Source organism: Shewanella marina JCM 15074, from assembly GCF_000614975.1.
Classification (GTDB): Bacteria; Pseudomonadota; Gammaproteobacteria; order Enterobacterales; family Shewanellaceae; genus Shewanella; species Shewanella marina.
The window spans coordinates 229,116-247,251 of record NZ_BALM01000001.1 but is presented as its reverse complement, the minus strand read 5'-3'; the positions used below and the strand labels follow the sequence as shown (position 1 = coordinate 247,251).

16 protein-coding genes and 1 riboswitch are annotated in these 18,136 nt (G+C 41.2%); of the genes, 12 read left to right on the top strand and 4 right to left on the bottom strand.

Annotated features, from left to right (window positions below; translation table 11 throughout):
* The first annotated feature begins 26 nt into the window (after nucleotides 1–26).
* Together JCM15074_RS01130 and JCM15074_RS01125 are read left to right on the top strand one after the other, a co-directional pair.
* Complete coding sequence (locus tag JCM15074_RS01130) at nucleotides 27–1,322, top strand: DEAD/DEAH box helicase (protein WP_025819459.1); 1,296 nt, start codon at nucleotides 27–29, stop codon at nucleotides 1,320–1,322.
* A 75-nt stretch (nucleotides 1,323–1,397) separates the two neighbouring features.
* Entirely contained in the window at nucleotides 1,398–2,030 is a 633-nt protein-coding gene (locus JCM15074_RS01125; protein ID WP_025819457.1) for a DUF2913 family protein, read from the top strand.
* Nucleotides 2,031–2,039: 9 nt separating this feature from the next.
* On the opposite strand, the gene JCM15074_RS01120 is transcribed toward JCM15074_RS01125, so the two are convergent.
* On the bottom strand, nucleotides 2,040–2,663 hold the full coding sequence (locus JCM15074_RS01120; RefSeq protein WP_084266924.1) for an OB-fold-containig protein: 624 nt from the start codon (nucleotides 2,661–2,663) through the stop codon (nucleotides 2,040–2,042).
* Between the two features lie 139 nt (nucleotides 2,664–2,802).
* Between JCM15074_RS01120 and JCM15074_RS01115 the strand changes: the two genes are divergently transcribed.
* The 4 genes from JCM15074_RS01115 (at nucleotide 2,803) to JCM15074_RS01100 (ending at nucleotide 5,685) form a co-directional block, all read left to right on the top strand.
* Nucleotides 2,803–4,281 carry a carboxypeptidase M32 gene (locus JCM15074_RS01115; RefSeq protein WP_025819455.1) on the top strand — a complete coding sequence of 493 codons (1,479 nt, stop codon included), beginning with the start codon at nucleotides 2,803–2,805 and terminating at the stop codon, nucleotides 4,279–4,281.
* A 76-nt stretch (nucleotides 4,282–4,357) separates the two neighbouring features.
* A complete protein-coding gene (locus tag JCM15074_RS01110) occupies nucleotides 4,358–4,849 on the top strand; it encodes a GNAT family N-acetyltransferase (protein WP_025819454.1) in 492 nt (163 codons plus the stop codon).
* A 46-nt stretch (nucleotides 4,850–4,895) separates the two neighbouring features.
* A complete protein-coding gene (locus tag JCM15074_RS01105) occupies nucleotides 4,896–5,147 on the top strand; it encodes a DUF2960 domain-containing protein (protein ID WP_025819453.1) in 252 nt (83 codons plus the stop codon).
* A gap of 28 nt (nucleotides 5,148–5,175) precedes the next feature.
* Complete coding sequence (locus JCM15074_RS01100) at nucleotides 5,176–5,685, top strand: RDD family protein (protein WP_025819452.1); 510 nt, start codon at nucleotides 5,176–5,178, stop codon at nucleotides 5,683–5,685.
* Between the two features lie 75 nt (nucleotides 5,686–5,760).
* On the opposite strand, the gene lptG is transcribed toward JCM15074_RS01100, so the two are convergent.
* Nucleotides 5,761–6,819, bottom strand: coding sequence for an LPS export ABC transporter permease LptG (gene lptG, locus JCM15074_RS01095; RefSeq protein WP_025819451.1), 1,059 nt, complete (start codon nucleotides 6,817–6,819; stop codon nucleotides 5,761–5,763).
* Entirely contained in the window at nucleotides 6,816–7,928 is a 1,113-nt protein-coding gene (gene lptF / locus JCM15074_RS01090) for an LPS export ABC transporter permease LptF (protein ID WP_025819450.1), read from the bottom strand. The genes lptG and lptF overlap by 4 nt, the downstream gene beginning before the upstream one ends.
* A gap of 233 nt (nucleotides 7,929–8,161) precedes the next feature.
* Between lptF and pepA the strand changes: the two genes are divergently transcribed.
* From pepA to JCM15074_RS01070, 4 genes are all read left to right on the top strand, one after another.
* Nucleotides 8,162–9,670 carry a leucyl aminopeptidase gene (gene pepA, locus JCM15074_RS01085; protein ID WP_025819449.1) on the top strand — a complete coding sequence of 503 codons (1,509 nt, stop codon included), beginning with the start codon at nucleotides 8,162–8,164 and terminating at the stop codon, nucleotides 9,668–9,670.
* Between the two features lie 146 nt (nucleotides 9,671–9,816).
* Complete coding sequence (locus tag JCM15074_RS01080; RefSeq protein WP_025819448.1) at nucleotides 9,817–10,281, top strand: DNA polymerase III subunit chi; 465 nt, start codon at nucleotides 9,817–9,819, stop codon at nucleotides 10,279–10,281.
* 14 nt (nucleotides 10,282–10,295) lie between these two features.
* Nucleotides 10,296–13,157: a valine--tRNA ligase gene (locus JCM15074_RS01075; protein ID WP_025819447.1), complete on the top strand. Its 2,862-nt coding sequence runs from the start codon at nucleotides 10,296–10,298 to the stop codon at nucleotides 13,155–13,157.
* Nucleotides 13,158–13,257: 100 nt separating this feature from the next.
* Nucleotides 13,258–13,357: riboswitch (purine riboswitch) on the top strand.
* 68 nt (nucleotides 13,358–13,425) lie between these two features.
* On the top strand, nucleotides 13,426–14,430 hold the full coding sequence (locus JCM15074_RS01070) for an adenosine deaminase (RefSeq protein WP_025819446.1): 1,005 nt from the start codon (nucleotides 13,426–13,428) through the stop codon (nucleotides 14,428–14,430).
* A 66-nt stretch (nucleotides 14,431–14,496) separates the two neighbouring features.
* On the opposite strand, the gene JCM15074_RS01065 is transcribed toward JCM15074_RS01070, so the two are convergent.
* Nucleotides 14,497–14,799, bottom strand: a complete 303-nt coding sequence (locus tag JCM15074_RS01065; protein ID WP_025819445.1) for a hypothetical protein — start codon at nucleotides 14,797–14,799, stop codon at nucleotides 14,497–14,499.
* A 294-nt stretch (nucleotides 14,800–15,093) separates the two neighbouring features.
* Here JCM15074_RS01065 and JCM15074_RS01055 point away from each other — a divergent pair, with 294 nt between their 5' ends.
* Nucleotides 15,094–16,392: an NAD(P)/FAD-dependent oxidoreductase gene (locus JCM15074_RS01055; protein WP_025819444.1), complete on the top strand. Its 1,299-nt coding sequence runs from the start codon at nucleotides 15,094–15,096 to the stop codon at nucleotides 16,390–16,392.
* 256 nt (nucleotides 16,393–16,648) lie between these two features.
* Nucleotides 16,649–18,061, top strand: coding sequence for a cytochrome c peroxidase (locus tag JCM15074_RS01050; RefSeq protein ID WP_199899760.1), 1,413 nt, complete (start codon nucleotides 16,649–16,651; stop codon nucleotides 18,059–18,061).
* The last annotated feature ends 75 nt before the right edge of the window (nucleotides 18,062–18,136 follow it).

The window sequence follows — 18,136 nt, the reverse complement described above, 5'->3', positions numbered from 1 at the left end:
TCATTGGTTTTAGATAGGATCACCTGATGAGATTTGAATCTTTTAGTTTTGCCCCTGAGATTTTACGCGCAGTCTCTGAATGTGGTTACCAAACCATGACACCCATTCAGCAGCAAGCAATACCTGTCGTTCGCCGTGGCCAAGATGTACTGGCTAGCGCGCAAACGGGTACAGGTAAAACAGCTGCATTCTCGCTGCCAATTTTACAAAAAATGTTCGACAATCCGAGCAAGACTGAGAATTCACAAGTACGTGCATTAATTCTTACGCCAACTCGTGAACTTGCTGAGCAAATTGGCGACAACATTAAAGCTTACGCAAAATATACCTCAACTAAAGTATTAACTTTATTTGGCGGTGGCAAAATGGATACCCAAGCGCAAAAGCTTAAGCGTGGCACTGACATTATTGTTGCCACCCCTGGCCGTTTACAAGAACATTTAACCGCTTGTAATTTAAGTCTAGCTAACGTTGAATTTTTAGTGCTAGACGAAGCGGACCGTATGCTTGATATGGGCTTTATTGCTGATATTCAAAAAATTCTTGCTAGCGTAAACAAAAATCGCCAGAACATGATGTTTTCAGCGACCTTCTCAGGGCCTGTACGTAAACTTGCTAATGACATGATGAACAAACCAAAGATCATCAGTGCGGATAAGCAAAACACAACTGCGAATACCGTTAGCCAAGTGGTTTACCCTGTAGAGCAACGCCGTAAACATGAACTATTATCAGAATTGATTGGTAAAAAGAACTGGCAACAAGTGTTAGTCTTTACTGCAACACGAGATGCGGCCGATCAACTCGTAAAAGAGCTTAACCTTGATGGTATCCCAGCTGCTGTAGTACATAGTGAAAAAGCCCAAGGCAGCCGTCGCCGTGCACTACGTGACTTTAAAGAAGGAAAAGTTCGCGCATTGGTTGCAACAGAAGTTGCTGCACGTGGTATCGACATTCAAGATTTAGAGTACGTGGTAAACTACGATTTACCTTTCTTAGCAGAAGATTATGTACACCGTATTGGTCGTACAGGTCGTGCAGGTAAAACCGGTGTTGCCATCTCATTTGTGAGTCGTGAAGAAGAGCGTACACTACGAGATATCGAAAAACTGATTGGTCAAAAGCTAAAGCGTATTGAGCTACCAGGTTACGAAGTGAGTAGTCGTGATCTATTATTAAAGCAACTTCAAAAGCGTCGTAGCTTTGCTAAAAAGCAGCCACGTGAAGACAATGCTGGTGAGCAGGTTACCGCAGAAAGAAATATGGCTGGCCGCCGTGTGACTGTCGGTAAGAAAGGCGTTACCTACAAGAAACTTAAATAATCTAAGCCGATGTTAAGTTATAAAAAGGCGCTACGGCGCCTTTTTTAGTATATCAACACTCAAAGAATAATAATCATGACTGAACTGACTTATAACCAATCTATTCTAAATGTAGCAACTGAAGGCTTAGCAGCACTCAGCGCAGCTCAAACCAAAAATACCGCATTGCAAACACCTACTGCTGAAAGTCATTTCCTTTGCAGCTGGATGGCACAATCTTTAAAAGAGAAGCGCTTTAATAAATCAGTCGCAGACGACCTAACTTTTTGGGTACGCCAAGGCCGCAGCTTAGGCGTTAATGCGAATTTAAAACAACAACTTACTCGTGTACAAAGTCAGTATCAACAACTAGATAACGGCACGGGTTTAGCGGCAAAGTTACAGCAAATGTTAACCGAACTGCAAGCGCAGCAATGGTTAGTTTTTACTGATACTGAACTGACAGGCAAATTAAAATTAGATGGTGATGGGTTAAGTAGCTTAGTGATTAGCTGTGATGAATATCAAGCCGCAATTGACGGTGATGAGTTAGTCAAACCGCTTTACCTATATATTCGCGCCAATGAAGTTGAATTAGCCAATATCGCCTTTAAACATGGTCTAATGTTAGGACAAGGCAATAAAAAAGCCAGCTTAATTAAACATCATAAACGTTACATTATTAAGCCTTATAACCAGTTATTAAAACTGGCCTTATTAGCCGAATAAGGTAATAAATTAAGGTGTCGGTTGCCACTCTACCACCAACCAGACACCTTGATGGCGACTTAATAACAACACTTGTGTCCCTGCTTTTATTTGTTGCAGCTCATCTTCAGGTTCAACTAATAATAGGTGCATCTGATTAAATTTATCTTGCACAACTGCTTCTGATGGTTCACCTCGTTTAGCACAACCAATGGTCGTAGTCGCAATTTCCCCTGCTAACTCATCGACCTCAAAATCAGTCGCCTCAGCTTTAGGCAAAATAGTAGATAGCTGATTACCTAAAAAATGACAGCCATACAAACCAATCAATAAACTCACTAATAGTGATTGCCATAACACCATGCTGTGGTAACTGTGCTCAATGCTTAAAAAGTTAATCATCCAACCAGATAAACCAAAACAGATTAGAAATAGTACCAACCAAATCATCAGGGGCAAACGGGTAATACACAACCAATTAAGCAGAATATATATGCCCTTATTAGGGCGTTTAGGCTGCACCGAGTTGTCTTGGGTTAAAATACTAAACCCAAGTAATATGCCGGCACCTTCGGTTATAGCCAACACGACGACAAGTATCAATGCCATATTGTAGATGCCATTTTGCGGCAAAAGAAAAAATGACTCTAGCATTTACCTTGCCCCCATAATAATCTTACAACCAAAATGCAACATATCAATAGCAACTGTCAATAGCCCATTTGGGATACGTTACATTTAATACTAAGCTCATGATAATATGCTGATATTCTCTTATAGCGAGGCTGTTTAAATGACCCCATACCAACGACTAACAGAACACTTCAAGCGTATCTACCATTTCGAACATTTTAGCGCCCTTGGAGATTGGGATATGGCGACTATGATGCCGGATGGTGGTAGCTCTGGCCGGGCTGATGCGATGGCAACATTAGCAGGTCATATTCATCAACTAAAAACAGCACCACAAATTGCTGACTGGATTGATGCCGCTAAGCAGCAAGAATTAAACATAGAACAAACGGCCAATTTGCGAGAAATTAATTACCATTACCAACAAGCAACAATGATACCTGCAGATCTTGTTGAAGCTAAAACTCAAGCCTGTTTTGCCTGTGAACACGCATGGCGCCAACAAAGACAAGAAAATGATTGGCAAGGTTTTAAACCTAATCTAGAAAATATTATCGAACTCACCAAACAAGAAGCACAAATTCGCAGTGAAGCATTGGGAATAAGTCCATATGATGCGTTATTAAATAAGTTTGAACCAGGAATGGGCACTGCGCAACTTGATGATATTTTTAACCAATTACAAACTTGGTTACCCGACCTAATCCAAACGATAACAGACAAGCAAGCAGGCCTATCACAGCCAGATTTAAGTGGTCATTACCCAGCAGAACAACAATTTGAATTGGCCAAAGCGGTAATGACTCAGCTTGGATTCGACTTTAATCAGGGCCGAGTTGATACCAGCATCCACCCATTTTGTGGTGGCGTTACAGGTGATATTCGGTTAACAACTAAATTTGAACCACAAGATTTCAGCCAAGGCCTGTTGGGGGTTATTCACGAAACGGGTCATGCCTTATATGAACAAGGATTACCAAAAGCTTGGTATGGTCAACCGGCAGGTATGGCGCGTTCAATGGCGGTACATGAAAGCCAAAGTTTATTTTTTGAAATGCAACTAGGTGCGAGTAAAGGTTTATTGAATCAATTTGAACCTTTGATTAATCAGCATCTCAATGTCAACTTTAGTAGCCAAGCACTGCGACAACACTTTACCCGAGTAAAACCAGGACTGATCCGTATTGCCGCTGATGAAGTCTCTTACCCTTGCCATATTATGTTGCGCTTTAGAGCTGAAAAAGCAATGTTAGATGGCAGCCTGCAAGTGGCAGATTTACCCGATTTTTGGGATCAGCAAATGCAACAATTATTGGGGATTTCAACTAAAGGCAACTATAAAGATGGCTGCATGCAGGATATTCATTGGACCTTTGGTGAGCTAGGATATTTCCCCTCTTATTCATTAGGTGCCATGTATGCAGCGCAATTACGTTTTGCCTTAGAACAACAATTAGGTAGTTCAATTGACGATCTATTGGCCAATAATCAATTAGATAAAATTGTCGGTTTCCTACGCGATAACATCTGGTCAAAAGCATCGCTATTTAGCACCGATGAACTACTTACCCAAGCCACGGGACAGACACTTAATAGCGACTTTTTTAAACGTCATTTGACTCAACGTTATATTGACTAGTAACTATTTGAAACAAAGTTACTGCTGCTAATTTGATATAATGGTTAAATAATTCTCTATTTAACCATTATTTTTTATGTTATTGCAACGTCCAATCCAACCACAAGACTGGTCGACCATTTTAGATATCCAAGCGGAGTGCTATCAAGATTTTGAGCCTGAAAGGCTTGAAGTACTACAAAGCAAAGCTAATATTATCGATGATTCCTGCTTTGTAATTGAACATAATCAACAAATTGTTGGTTACTGTTTAGCTCATCCTTGGCAAAGCATGCACCCTCCCGCACTCGATCAGGTCATTATTGCGCATGCGAGTCCTGATTGCCTGTATCTTCACGATATGGCTATTTCAGCCAAAGCAAGAGGGCTAGGCGCAGGCAGTTTTGCAATTCAACACTTATTCCAATTAGCACAACAATTGGGTTATCACAAAATGGCCCTTATCGCAGTACAAGGTGCTGATAAATATTGGCAAAAGTTTGGTTTTGAAATTGTCGCCATTGATAAATGTTTACGCTGTTATACCGATGATGCGGTTTATATGCAGTTAACCCTTACCCAAGCGTAAAAAAAACTTTAGAATAAGCGCCAATTTGCTCAATTAGAGAATCAATATGGCACGCCAAGTTGCATACCAATACAAAGGTAAAGCCAAAGTTATTAACTTTGCCTATGATAAATTCCACGATATGTTTGAAGCTGTTGCAGCAGCGGAAGGGATCGATTTAACGCGCTTTTTAATCATGGAACAACAAGTTGCCATGACATCAAAAGGCAATAAAGCAGTTAAAGATTTCCGCTTTAATGAATTTGCACGAATGGGGTTTAGTAATATCCATTTTGTCCGCGAAGAAGAACAAGAATAACTTAAGATCGATTGAGTAAGGATGCCAAATGATCAATAGCGAACATGCCAACTTTCCTCGAGCAAGTTTTTTAAGGCGTCTAGGCGCCATGATTTATGACTCGTTATTAGCGATTGCGGTCTATATGTTTGCCGGTGCAATCGGCTTTGGCTTATTTACTGCCATGGTAAAATTTGGCTTAATCAATAATCCATATCAAGTTGATATGGCGGTATTATTAAACGACACTGCGTTATATAAAGCCTGTTATCAAGGCTGGATTATGCTGTGTGTTAGCCTCTTTTACATTACTTTTTGGAGTAGAGGTGGGCAAACATTAGGTATGCGTGCTTGGCGTTTAAAGGTGCAACATCCTAATGGCCAAAATTTAAGTTTTGTTACTGCAGCGGCAAGATTGGTGTGGTCACTACTGGGTTTAGGTAATCTACGTATTTTACTTAATGGCGATAAGTTAGCACTACAAGATGATATGACACGTTCTGAAGTGGTGGTGTTATCAGTAGAAGCCAATAAGATGCGCAATTGGCATGGTGCTTAAACTAGCAACACAAATTTTATCTAATAAAAAACCACTGAAATTTCAGTGGTTTTTATTAGATAACAATATCCGCTATCAGCGCCGGATAAAGTAAAGCGCAACCCCAGTAAACAATATACTTGGCATCACCGCTCCAACCGCTGGCGGTAAGTTATATACCATGCTCATCGGCCCAAAGATTTCATTACAAATATAGAAGCTGAAACCCGCAACCACACCTAACAATACGCGCGCACCCATGGTGACTGTACGTAATGGCCCAAACACAAACGATAACGCCACCAACATCATCACAGCAATCGTCACTGGCTGCATAATCTTACGCCACAGTGCTAACTCATAACGACTGGTATCTTGGTTGTTCACTTTCAAATAATCTAGATAGTTAACCAAGCCCGATATAGATAATGCTTCCGGCTTAACCGACACCACATTGAGCTTGTCAGGAGTCAATGTCGTCTGCCAATTAAACTCATTAAGCTTAGTAATATCAATACGTTCAGGGGTGATCTTAGTCTCTTTTACATCATATAAATGCCATAAATTTTGACTAAACTTGGCCTGCTGACCATGAATAACGGCATTTAACTGCAACTCATCATCAAACTGATATAAGGTCACATCGGCAAGGGTATCGTTATTAATCACTTGTCCAATATTAACAAAATATTCGCCATCACGAGCCCATACACCGCGGTGTGAGCTAATCACACTGCCACCATAAACTTGTGTAGCTTTGACTTCATAAGCCTTATGCTCTGCCACAGGGGCAACCCACTCACCTAACGCCATCACCATTAGCATTAATGGAATCGCGGTTTTTAATGCTGATAAGGTAATTTGTAAACGCGATAAACCCGATGCTTGCATTACCACTAATTCAGAATTAGAGGCTAGCATTCCCATCCCAATCAGCGCACCTAACAGCACCGCCATTGGGAAAAACATTTCAATATCACGTGGGACGAGAAACAGTACATAAATACCTGCGTCCATCATGCTATAGCTACCACGACCCACAACTCGCAGCTGATCCACCCACTTAATGATACCTGATAGACCCGTTAAAATAAGCAGGCATAACGCAGATGTGCTCAGCAATACTCGGGCAATATAAAAATCTAAGATCTTCATGCTATTGCCCTCTTTCGTTTAAACAATGCAAAAAACTTGGTTCCTAGCGGTCGACCTTTTGCCAACAAGAAAATACCAATAATGAAGGCTAACGCATGGATCCACCACATGCCTAAATACAGTGGTATCACACCATCTTCTAGCGCTTTGCGCCCTGCCACCATTAAGCCGAAATAGCCTAGGTATAACAAAATAGCAGGGAACATTTTGGCAAATTTACCCTGCCGTACATTAACCCGTGCTAATGGCACAGCAATTAGCGTCATCAATGGAATAGCTAACGGAATCGCTAAACGCCAATTAAATTCAGCCACCGCTTCCGGCGTATTAAGCTTCATCACTTCATGCATTGGCATCGCAGATAATTTGCGACGACGCTCATCCACTTGTTGCTCTTTAATCTGCATTTGATAACCACCAAATTGGATCACTTGGTAGTCTTTATTATCTGGTCCGGTTTGATAGCGCACACCATCATCTAATTGCAATTGTTGACTGCCTGATGCGTTTTCAACCACTTTGCCGCCTTTAGCAACCACAATATTGGTTAAACCAGACTCATGTTCTGGATCAGGAAGTTGTGCTACAAACACCTTTTTTAATTGATTATCTTTGCCAATTCGCTCGACAAATAATACTGCGCGGCCATCAGGACTAGTTTGAAAGCGTCCTTGTACCAGCGCGGCTAAACCCGCTTCAGATTGGGCTTTTTCTAACACCACATTCTGTTGTTCTTCAGCCCATGGTGCCACATAGACTGATAGTACGGCGGTAATCACCATATTGATAACAGCCACCAGTAAGGTGACTCGGGTGACATACCATTCACTGACACCGACACTATGCAATACCACCATTTCGTTTTCGGCATACATGCGGCCATGAGCCAGTAAGATCCCTAAAAACAAACTTAACGGCAGCACTAACACGGTTAATGCAGGTAAATTTAAGCCAAGCAGGGTCATTACCAAAGATGCAGGAAATTCCCCATCAGAAGCATCGGCTAACACCCTAACAAAATGCTGGCTAATAAAAATGGCTAACAACACAAGTAGTACTGCTACTTGAGCTTTTACTACATCTCGAATCAAGTATCTAAAGATAATCACAGGCTGGATCCGGTCTCTAAACTTATCTTTTTGCTGGTATCAGATAAACTTTCATGTAAACTGTCTACTTTTGATAGTTTTCTGACCAGCCACTGGCACTTTTGACGTTTTAAAATAGTCGAAAGCAGTCTACTATATAACTAAATATGGTAGAAACTTTAGCCCATTAATGGACTAAAGCAGACATTATCTAATAAATATAAAACTTTGTCTTTAATAATCTAGGAGTGCTCATGGAGTTTAGTGTAAAGAGCGGCAGCCCTGAGAAACAACGTTCAGCCTGTATTGTCGTTGGCGTCTATGAACCACGTCGTCTTTCGGGAATTGCTGAGCAACTGGATAAAATCAGTGAAGGTTACATCAGTAACTTACTTCGCCGTGGCGATCTAGAAGGCAAATCTGGCCAAATGCTACTGCTACATCATGTACCCAATGTCCTAAGCGAACGCGTTTTGCTTGTTGGTTGTGGTAAGGAACGTGAATTAGACGAGCGTCAATATAAGCAGATCATTGCCAAAACCATCAACACCTTAAATGAAACAGGCTCAATGGAAGCGGTTTGTTTCTTGACAGAATTACATGTCAAAGGTCGTGATACTTACTGGAAAGTTCGTCAAGCAGTCGAAACCACCAATTCAACTCTTTATAGTTTCGATTCTTTAAAAACCCGTAAGGGTGAAACTCGCCGCCCACTGCGCAAACTGGTATTTAATGTACCAACACGTCGTGAGCTGACTGTTGGCGAGCGTGCTATCGAACACGGTAATGCGGTATCAGAAGGCGTATCACTATGTCGTGATGTTGCCAATATGCCACCTAACATTTGTAACCCTGCATATTTAGCGTCACAAGCACGCCAAATGGGCGAGGTTTATGACACGTTAACAGTAACCACTGTTGGCGAAGAGCAGATGGAAAAATTAGGCATGAACAGCTATTTAGCTGTTGGCCGTGGTAGCGCTAACGAATCTATTATGACAGTAATGGATTACAAAGGTGCTGCTGACAGCGCGCAAAAGCCAATTGTGCTGGTTGGTAAAGGTTTGACCTTTGACTCTGGCGGAATTTCATTAAAACCAGGCGAAGCCATGGACGAAATGAAATACGACATGGGCGGCGCAGCTGGCGTTATTGGTGCGATGAAAGCCATCTGTGAAATGAAATTGCCTATCAACGTAGTAGGTGTACTTGCAGGTTGTGAAAACATGCCATCAAGTCACGCTTATCGTCCAGGTGACATTTTAACCACTATGTCTGGTCAAACTGTTGAAGTCTTAAATACTGATGCAGAAGGCCGTTTAGTGCTTTGTGACGTATTAACTTACGTGGAGCGCTTTGACCCTGAACTAGTGATTGATACCGCGACCCTTACTGGTGCTTGTGTGATTGCACTAGGTAAGCACGCTTCAGGTCTATTCTCTTCGCATAACCCATTAGCACATGAAATGCTAAATGCAGGTGAGCAAAGTGGTGACCGAGCATGGCGTCTACCATTATGGGATGAGTATCAAGATCAGTTAGAAAGTCCATTTGCTGACATGACTAACTTAGGCGGTCGCGCCGGTGGTTCAATTACCGCGGCTTGCTTCTTATCACGCTTTACTAAGAAGTATAACTGGGCCCATCTTGATGTGGCTGGTACGGCTTGGTTAAGTGGTGCCAATAAAGGTTCTACTGGTCGTCCAGTACCTTTATTAACTCAGTTTGTCATCAACCGCTCTGGTGTTGAACAAGGCGACTAATTCGCCCTGTTTTAACTCAGCAATTTAATAAGGCGAGTCCAATCGGACTCGCCTTATTTGTTTACTGTCAGCAAGTAAGGAAAATTGGTATAACACTGCCCTGATAGTGTAGAATTGACAGATTGTTCAGTAAACTATCGTTCACAATGAGCCAAGCCGTTTTTTATCTTATGCCGCCAGCCAAGTCGCAGGCTCCCTTAGATGAGGTTTATCATCTTGGTTGCCAATTGGCACAGCAGCACTATGTGCAAGGTCAATGGATCTATATTCATTGCCAAGATAAATCTCAAGCGCTTAATATTGATGAACTTTTATGGCAATTTGAGCCACAATCTTTTGTCCCTCACAACTTAAAAGGTGAAGGACCTCAAGGTGGTGCCCCTGTTGAAATTGGCTTTGATCCACTAGGTGCCAATAAAAATCGCCAATTACTGATTAATCTTGCTGAGCAAACACCGCAATTTGCGGTAAACTTTGCCCACATTATCGATTTTGTTGCAAGCGATGATAGCCACAAAGCTATTGCGCGCTACAGATATCGCCAATATCGAGAATTAAATATCGAATTGACGACCCATGATTTAGTAACAAAGCCCCTTAATTTTGTTTGAGAACCCAGTCTCCCATGGAAAAAACATACAATCCGCAGTCTATTGAACAGAGTCTTTATCAGACCTGGGAAGAAAAAGGCTACTTTAAGCCTCACGGTGATGAATCTAAAGGTAACTATTGCATCATGATCCCGCCACCAAACGTGACGGGTAGCTTGCACATGGGCCATGCCTTCCAAGATACCATTATGGATACCTTAACTCGCTACCAGCGTATGAAGGGTAAAAATACCCTATGGCAAGTGGGTACAGACCATGCGGGTATTGCAACTCAGATGCTAGTCGAGCGTAAGCTTGAAGCTGAAGAAGGCAAAAGTCGCCATGATCTAGGCCGTGACGCCTTTATGGATAAAGTATGGGAATGGAAAAACCAATCTGGTGGCACCATCACAAGTCAGCTACGCCGTATGGGCGCATCAGTTGATTGGGATCGTGAACGTTTCACTATGGATGATGGTTTATCTGACGCGGTACAAGAAGTATTCGTACGTTTATACGATGACGAATTAATCTATCGTGGTAAGCGTCTAGTAAACTGGGATCCAAAATTACACACTGCAATTTCAGATCTAGAAGTTGAAAACAAAGAGAAGCAAGGCCACATGTGGCACTTCCGCTACCCTCTTGCTAACGGCGCATTAACTGCTGATGGCAAAGACTATCTAGAAATTGCAACTACTCGTCCTGAAACCATGTTAGGTGACAGTGCCGTTGCAGTACACCCAGATGACGAACGTTATCAATCATTGATTGGTAAGTTCATTATGCTACCAATCGTCAACCGCCTAATTCCAATCGTGGCTGACGATTATGTGGATATGGACTTCGGTACAGGTTGTGTAAAAATCACGCCTGCGCATGACTTTAACGACTATGAAGTCGGTAAGCGTCATCAATTACCTATGTATAACATCATGACCATGAATGCGGATATCCGTAGCGTGGCAGAAGTTGTAAATACAGATGGTACAGCCAACAACGAATTAGACGGTAGCCTACCTGAGCGTTACGCAGGTATGGAACGTTTTGCTGCGCGTAAAGCGATTGTTGAAGAGCTAGACACATTAGGTCTGCTAGGCAAAATTGATCCACATTCATTAAAAGTACCATACGGCGACCGTAGTGGCGTAGTCATTGAGCCATTACTTACAGACCAATGGTATGTTGCTGTTGCTCCAATGGCGAAAACAGCAATTGAAGCTGTTGAAAACGGTGCCATTAAGTTTGTACCACAGCAGTATGAAAACATGTACTTCTCTTGGATGCGTGATATCCAAGACTGGTGTATCTCGCGCCAATTATGGTGGGGTCACCGTATTCCAGCTTGGTACGATGAAGCAGGCAAAGTCTATGTAGGCCGTAATGAAGCAGAAGTACGTGCTAAGCACAAACTTGCTGATTCAGTGGTATTACAGCAAGACAATGACGTACTAGATACTTGGTTCAGCTCTGCATTATGGACTTTCTCTACGTTAGGTTGGCCACAGCAAACACCAGAACTTAAGATGTTCCACCCAACTGATGTGTTGGTGACTGGTTTTGACATCATCTTCTTCTGGGTTGCACGTATGATCATGATGACCATGCACTTCATCAAAAATGAAGATGGCACTCCACAAGTACCATTTAAGACAGTGTACGTAACCGGTCTAATCCGTGACGAACAAGGTCAGAAAATGTCTAAATCTAAGGGCAACGTGCTTGACCCACTAGATATGATTGATGGTATTGATCTTGAATCTTTAGTGACCAAGCGTACTGGCAACATGATGCAGCCACAGCTTGCCGCTAAGATTGAAAAGAGTACTCGTAAAGAGTTCGCTGAAGGTATTGAAGCACACGGTACTGATGCATTGCGCTTTACCCTTGCTGCAATGGCCTCAACTGGCCGTGACATTAACTGGGATATGAAACGTTTAGACGGTTATCGCAGTTTCTGTAACAAGCTATGGAACGCTTCTCGCTACGTGTTAATGAACACTGAAGAGCAAGATTGCGGTCAAAACGGCGGTGATATGGAATTATCACTGGCTGATCGTTGGATTATTGGTCTGTTCAATCAAACCGTACAAACCTTCGACGAGCATATGGAAGCATACCGTTTCGACCTAGCGGCTAACACGCTATATGAGTTCACTTGGAACCAATTCTGTGACTGGTACTTAGAGCTAACTAAGCCAGTATTACAAAATGGTAGCGAAGCGCAAATGCGCGGTACCCGTCATACTCTAGTGACCGTACTTGAGCAGTTATTACGCTTAATGCACCCAATTATGCCATATATCACTGAGACCATTTGGACTCGTGTTAAGCCATTAGCAGGCGTTGAAGGCGAAACCTTAATGCTCGCTGCATTCCCTGAATATCAAGCTGACAAAGTTGATACTCAAGCGATGGCAGATCTTGAGTGGGTTAAGCAGGTGATTGTTGCTGTACGTAATATTCGTGCCGAGCTAAACATCGCCCCATCTAAGCCATTAAATGCATTGCTACGCAGTGTAAGTGCTGAAGATCAAGCGCGTATTGAAGCTAACCAACCTTTCTTCAAGACCCTAGCAAAACTTGAATCTATGACGATTCTTGCTGACGGTGAAACTGCACCAATGTCGACTACTCAGTTAGTGGGCAATATGGAGCTATTAATTCCAATGGCAGGTCTAATCGATGTTGCTGCTGAAATGGCGCGTATTGATAAGCAGTTAGAAAAGCTATCACTAGATGCTAAGCGCATCGAAGGTAAGTTATCTAATGAAGGTTTTGTGGCTAAAGCACCTGCAGTCGTTATCGACAAAGAGCGTGCTAAGCTAGCTGAGTTTACCCGTGATATGGATAAGCTTAACGAGCAAAAAGCAGAACTTGCTAAATTAGAAGCATAAACTGCATCACAAATCTGTATAAGGGGCTGTCATTGACAGCCCTTTTTGTTGTCTAAAGCACACTACTTGTGTCATATTATTAGCACGCTATTAGTTTTAAACTAATTAGCAAAAGTTTTTTCGTATAACCCCAATGATATGGTTTGGGGGTCTCTACCAGAAACCAATAATTTCTGATTACGAAGAGTTGGCCTACGCCTGTCTCTTTGTATGCAAAATCGATTATCGGCAAAGTAGATGGGCATTAATGGAAAATTAATCGCATACTATGAAAAAATTTATTGAGAACCTACCTAAAGTCGAGCTTCACCTCCACATTGAAGGCAGCCTTGAGCCTGAGTTGATGTTTGAGCTTGCACAACGTAACAATATCGCTATTCCATTCGATTCAGTTGATGCTATCCGCGCCGCTTATCAGTTTGAAAACTTACAATCCTTCCTTGATATATATTATCAAGGTGCCAATGTATTGATCAACGAGCAAGATTTTTATGACTTAACTTGGGCATATCTATTGCGTTGTAAGCAAGACAATGTGATCCATACTGAAATATTCTTTGATCCACAAACTCACACTGACCGAGGTATCGCTTTTGATACGGTAATCAACGGCATTCACCGTGCATTAACTGATGCCCAAAAAGAGCTGAACATTAGTAGCCAGCTTATTATGAGTTTCTTACGCCACTTAGATGAAGATTCAGCGATTGCAACACTAGAGATGGCAAAACCGCATTTAGATAAAATTGCAGCGGTTGGCTTAGACTCATCTGAAGTAGGCAATCCACCAGAAAAATTCGCACGAGTATTTAAACAAGCCATTGAGCTTAGTCTATTGCCCGTTGCCCATGCGGGTGAAGAAGGCCCTGCAGATTATATCCATCAGGCATTAAATCACTTACAAGTGAAACGCATTGACCATGGCGTACGTTGTGTTGATGACGCACAATTAGTGCAACAGTTGATTGAAACAAAGATGCCATTGACGGTATGCCCATTATCAAACATCAAGCTCAAGGTGTTTGAGCAGATGACAGACCATAATATCGTTGAATTACTACGCCAAGGATTACAAGTCACGATTAACTCTGATGATCCAGCTTATTTTGGCGGTTATATGACCGATAACTTTATCGCTGTTGCAGATGCACACCCAGCCACTAAACAAGAGTTAGCTCAATTTACTATAAACGCTATTGAAGCGAGCTTTATTAATGAACAACAAAAGCTTAATTACATTAATCAAGTTAATAATTATTTAGTTAACGCTTAATTTTAATTGCCGCCATTCATCTCGTATGGCGGCCATTAATTAAACAAATTTGATAATAAATAATCATTACATCTGCAAATGGGATATTAACGAGCGATTAATCAATATCGTATCAATTAATTTAGCCACTCTATTAGCCAATAAAATAAGTAATACGAAACTGGCAAGTAACCCTAGCATACTAAATTCTATTTCTAGAAATAGTTGTATAGACTTAAACAGCCCTATCAAGATAATTGCCAATATAAATCTAAGAAAAATTCTTATTCCAAGTGTCTGCTGCTTAGCAACAACTAATAATTCAACTTTGCGGTCATCATCGATATTGATCTGATTAATATCGAAGTTAAGCCATTGGTTATAATTCATACTTACCCCCAGCTAACTCAATTATCTAGTAAATAGCATTACGCTAACCAATCGATATGTAAACTACTTTAAGCGCCATCACTCAAATTAAAAACAAATAACCAACAATAGACAAATAAACAACCCATACAGCCAAATTTATCAACTTTATTAAAACAATGTTTCATCCGATATGATGAATATTAATAATAATTAATGCTAATTAAGCGAATAACCACAATATTTAAATGACATAGATCAATAAAAGGCTCAATATATTTAAAAACTAATATAAATTTATTAGAGTGTGATCAAATGCAAAATATTCCTAAAATTGTAATCATTGGTGGCGGCGCAGGCGGCTTAGAATTAGCGACTCAACTTGGCCACAAACTCGGTAAAAAGCAACGTGCCGAAATCATTTTAATTGATAAGAACCGTAGCCACATATGGAAACCACTACTACACGAAGTAGCAACAGGTAGTATCGATGCCGATCTCGACGGTGTCATCTATTCTGCTCACGGTGTAAAGCATGGTTACCGCTTTGAATTAGGTGAATTTTGCGATCTAAATAGTGAACAGCATACCGTTACTTTAGCAGCAGTAAACGACAACGAAGGTAAATTATTATTACCTGAAAGAACGATATCTTACGACAAACTCGTGCTTGCTATTGGCAGTGTCAGTAATGACTTTAATACCCCTGGCGTGAAGCAATATTGTCACTTTTTAGATTCACACAAACAAGCACAAGAATTTCAACACGAATTACTGAACCACTTCACCCGTCTGCATCAATTAAAATCTGAACAACCGCTACGTATTGCGATTGTTGGTGCCGGTGCTACAGGTGTTGAGCTATCAGCAGAACTATTCCATATTGCCCATATGGCAAAACAGTATGGTTTAGCCAACGGCCATGCAGTACAACTGGAAATTGATTTAATCGAGGCTGGTCCGCGTATTTTACCTGCTCTGCCAGAAAAGCTCAGTGCCACAGCCAGAAATGAGTTAACTCAACTGGGTGTTAATGTGCTTGAAAACACTCGTATTAGTGAAGCGACAGAGCAAGGCTTTATGACCTCTGAAGGTAAGCTAATTGATGCAGATATGATGCTTTGGGCCGCTGGCGTAAAAGCCCCAGACTTCTTAAAAAATATCGATTGTCTGGAACTAAATCGTGCTAATCAAATCTTAGTAAGCGGTGATTTAAAAGCCCGTAACCAAGATGATATCTTTGTATTCGGCGATTGTTGCGCATTTTTGCAAGCAGATGGTAGTTTCGTTCCCCCTAGAGCGCAAGCAGCACACCAGATGGCAAAACTGTTAGCGCATAACGTTGCCAACGATTTAGAGCATCGACCACTTAAGCAATATCATTATGTTGATCGGGGCTCATTAGTTAATTTATCAGGCTATAGCACTGTTGGTAGCTTAATGGGTAACCTCAGTAAAAACGGTATGTTTATCGAAGGTAAAATTGCCCGTTTAATGTATATCTCATTATACCGTATGCACCAAATGGCGATTCATGGTCTCGCTAAAACGGGTGCACTGTTTATTGCAGAAAAGTTACTACGTGTCGTACGTCCAAAAATGAAATTGCATTAAAAAATTATTCAATTTCAGATACAAAGGTGCCTTCGGTACCTTTGTATCAATTTGATCCATATCAACTTAATCTCACGTTTCTGCCAAGTTAATATTTACACTCCCACAACTTAAAAACATCAAACATTTGATTACATTAGAGAATAATTGTTAATTAAATAATGCATCGATTTTACCTGTTAAAACCTTAGATTATTCCGTTTGGACTCGATTTAATAACATAGATATTGTGCGCCCATTAAATTTCTAGGGGATTATGATGCATAAAATAAAGTTATTAGCAGTTGGTGGTATTGTCGTAGGCGTAATCGCCTACTTAACAACGGTATTTTTAGTTGATAAAGAAGATCAACAAACAACTAAAACCAAATTAATGGCAGTACAACTCACAACAGAGCAGCCATTAGCTCGCCAGACTTACCAATTACTTATAAGCAACGGTTGTGAAAACTGCCATAGTCAGCAAGCACAACTGCCATTTTATGCCAAAATGCCTGTTGCAAAACAATTGATTAAACAAGATATGGATATGGGTTTAGCCCATTTCGATATTATGCCGCTTTTAAAAAATCTAGCAAAAAACCAACCAGTATCAGAGGTTGACCTAGCTAAGCTAGAAGTGGTGATCAGTAATAACACGATGCCGCCAGCACGCTATACAGCCCTACACTGGCGCTCAAGCCTATCAGCTGAAAATCGCCAAACATTACTTGACTGGATCAAGCAAGCACGTGCGCGTCACTACCCTCAGCCAGTGAGTGCTCCACAATTCCATAATGAAGCGATTCAACCAATCAGTACCGTATTCAATGTTAATCTTGAAAAAGTCGCACTAGGCTCAGTGTTATATCACGATGTGCGTTTATCTGGTGACGATACAGTGACCTGCGCCAGTTGCCACGGCTTAGATAAAGGCGGGGTTGATGGCTTAAAAACATCAACAGGTATTGGTGGTGCTAAAGGTCCAATTAATGCGCCAACCGTGTTTAATTCAGCGTTTAATATTCACCAATTCTGGGACGGTCGCGCAGAAGATCTACAGGCTCAAGCAGGTGGCCCCGTACTTAACCCGAAAGAAATGGGCTCAACCTCATTTAAGCAAGTCATTACCAAACTTGAAACTGATCCAGTGATCGTTAGCCAATTTGCTAAAGTTTACCCAGATGGTATTACCGAAAAAAATATTACCAATGCCATTGCTGAATTTGAGAAAACATTAACCACTCCAAATAGCCGCTTTGACCAATATTTAAAAGGCAACGACAACGCGCTTAATAGTGAAGAAAAGCAAGGTTATGCGCTATTCAAGAAATATGAGTGTCAAACTTGTCACGTGGGCCAAGCAATGGGTGGTCAATCATTTGAAATCTTAGGTCTGCAAGGTAATTACTTTAAAGATCGTGGTAATACCACAGAAGTTGACCATGGCCGTTATAACTTCACTAAAAATCCGCACGACATGCATAAATTTAAAGTACCAACATTACGTAATATTGCGTTAACGGCACCTTATTTCCATGATGCGAGTGAAGCAACCTTAGAGGGCGCTGTTGCCCAGATGGCAAAATACCAAGTGGGCGTCAATTTATCACAAGATGAAATAGCTAAAATTACCGCCTTCTTAAATACCCTAACCGGCCAATATCAAGGCAAGCAATTAACGCTTTAATCTTGCTAAATAAACCAATTTTAAAGGCTTACTCACTTTATGAGTAAGCCTTTTTTATACCAAGCACTGCTGAAA

Coding starts and splice junctions, on each gene's coding strand:
- JCM15074_RS01130 (WP_025819459.1), top strand. CDS start 27: ATGAGATTTGAATCTTTTAGTTTTGCCCCTGAGATTTTACGCGCAGTC.
- JCM15074_RS01125 (WP_025819457.1), top strand. CDS start 1,398: ATGACTGAACTGACTTATAACCAATCTATTCTAAATGTAGCAACTGAA.
- JCM15074_RS01120 (WP_084266924.1), bottom strand. CDS start 2,663: ATGCTAGAGTCATTTTTTCTTTTGCCGCAAAATGGCATCTACAATATG.
- JCM15074_RS01115 (WP_025819455.1), top strand. CDS start 2,803: ATGACCCCATACCAACGACTAACAGAACACTTCAAGCGTATCTACCAT.
- JCM15074_RS01110 (WP_025819454.1), top strand. CDS start 4,358: ATGTTATTGCAACGTCCAATCCAACCACAAGACTGGTCGACCATTTTA.
- JCM15074_RS01105 (WP_025819453.1), top strand. CDS start 4,896: ATGGCACGCCAAGTTGCATACCAATACAAAGGTAAAGCCAAAGTTATT.
- JCM15074_RS01100 (WP_025819452.1), top strand. CDS start 5,176: ATGATCAATAGCGAACATGCCAACTTTCCTCGAGCAAGTTTTTTAAGG.
- lptG (WP_025819451.1), bottom strand. CDS start 6,819: ATGAAGATCTTAGATTTTTATATTGCCCGAGTATTGCTGAGCACATCT.
- pepA (WP_025819449.1), top strand. CDS start 8,162: ATGGAGTTTAGTGTAAAGAGCGGCAGCCCTGAGAAACAACGTTCAGCC.
- JCM15074_RS01080 (WP_025819448.1), top strand. CDS start 9,817: ATGAGCCAAGCCGTTTTTTATCTTATGCCGCCAGCCAAGTCGCAGGCT.
- JCM15074_RS01075 (WP_025819447.1), top strand. CDS start 10,296: ATGGAAAAAACATACAATCCGCAGTCTATTGAACAGAGTCTTTATCAG.
- JCM15074_RS01070 (WP_025819446.1), top strand. CDS start 13,426: ATGAAAAAATTTATTGAGAACCTACCTAAAGTCGAGCTTCACCTCCAC.
- JCM15074_RS01065 (WP_025819445.1), bottom strand. CDS start 14,799: ATGAATTATAACCAATGGCTTAACTTCGATATTAATCAGATCAATATC.
- JCM15074_RS01055 (WP_025819444.1), top strand. CDS start 15,094: ATGCAAAATATTCCTAAAATTGTAATCATTGGTGGCGGCGCAGGCGGC.
- JCM15074_RS01050 (WP_199899760.1), top strand. CDS start 16,649: ATGATGCATAAAATAAAGTTATTAGCAGTTGGTGGTATTGTCGTAGGC.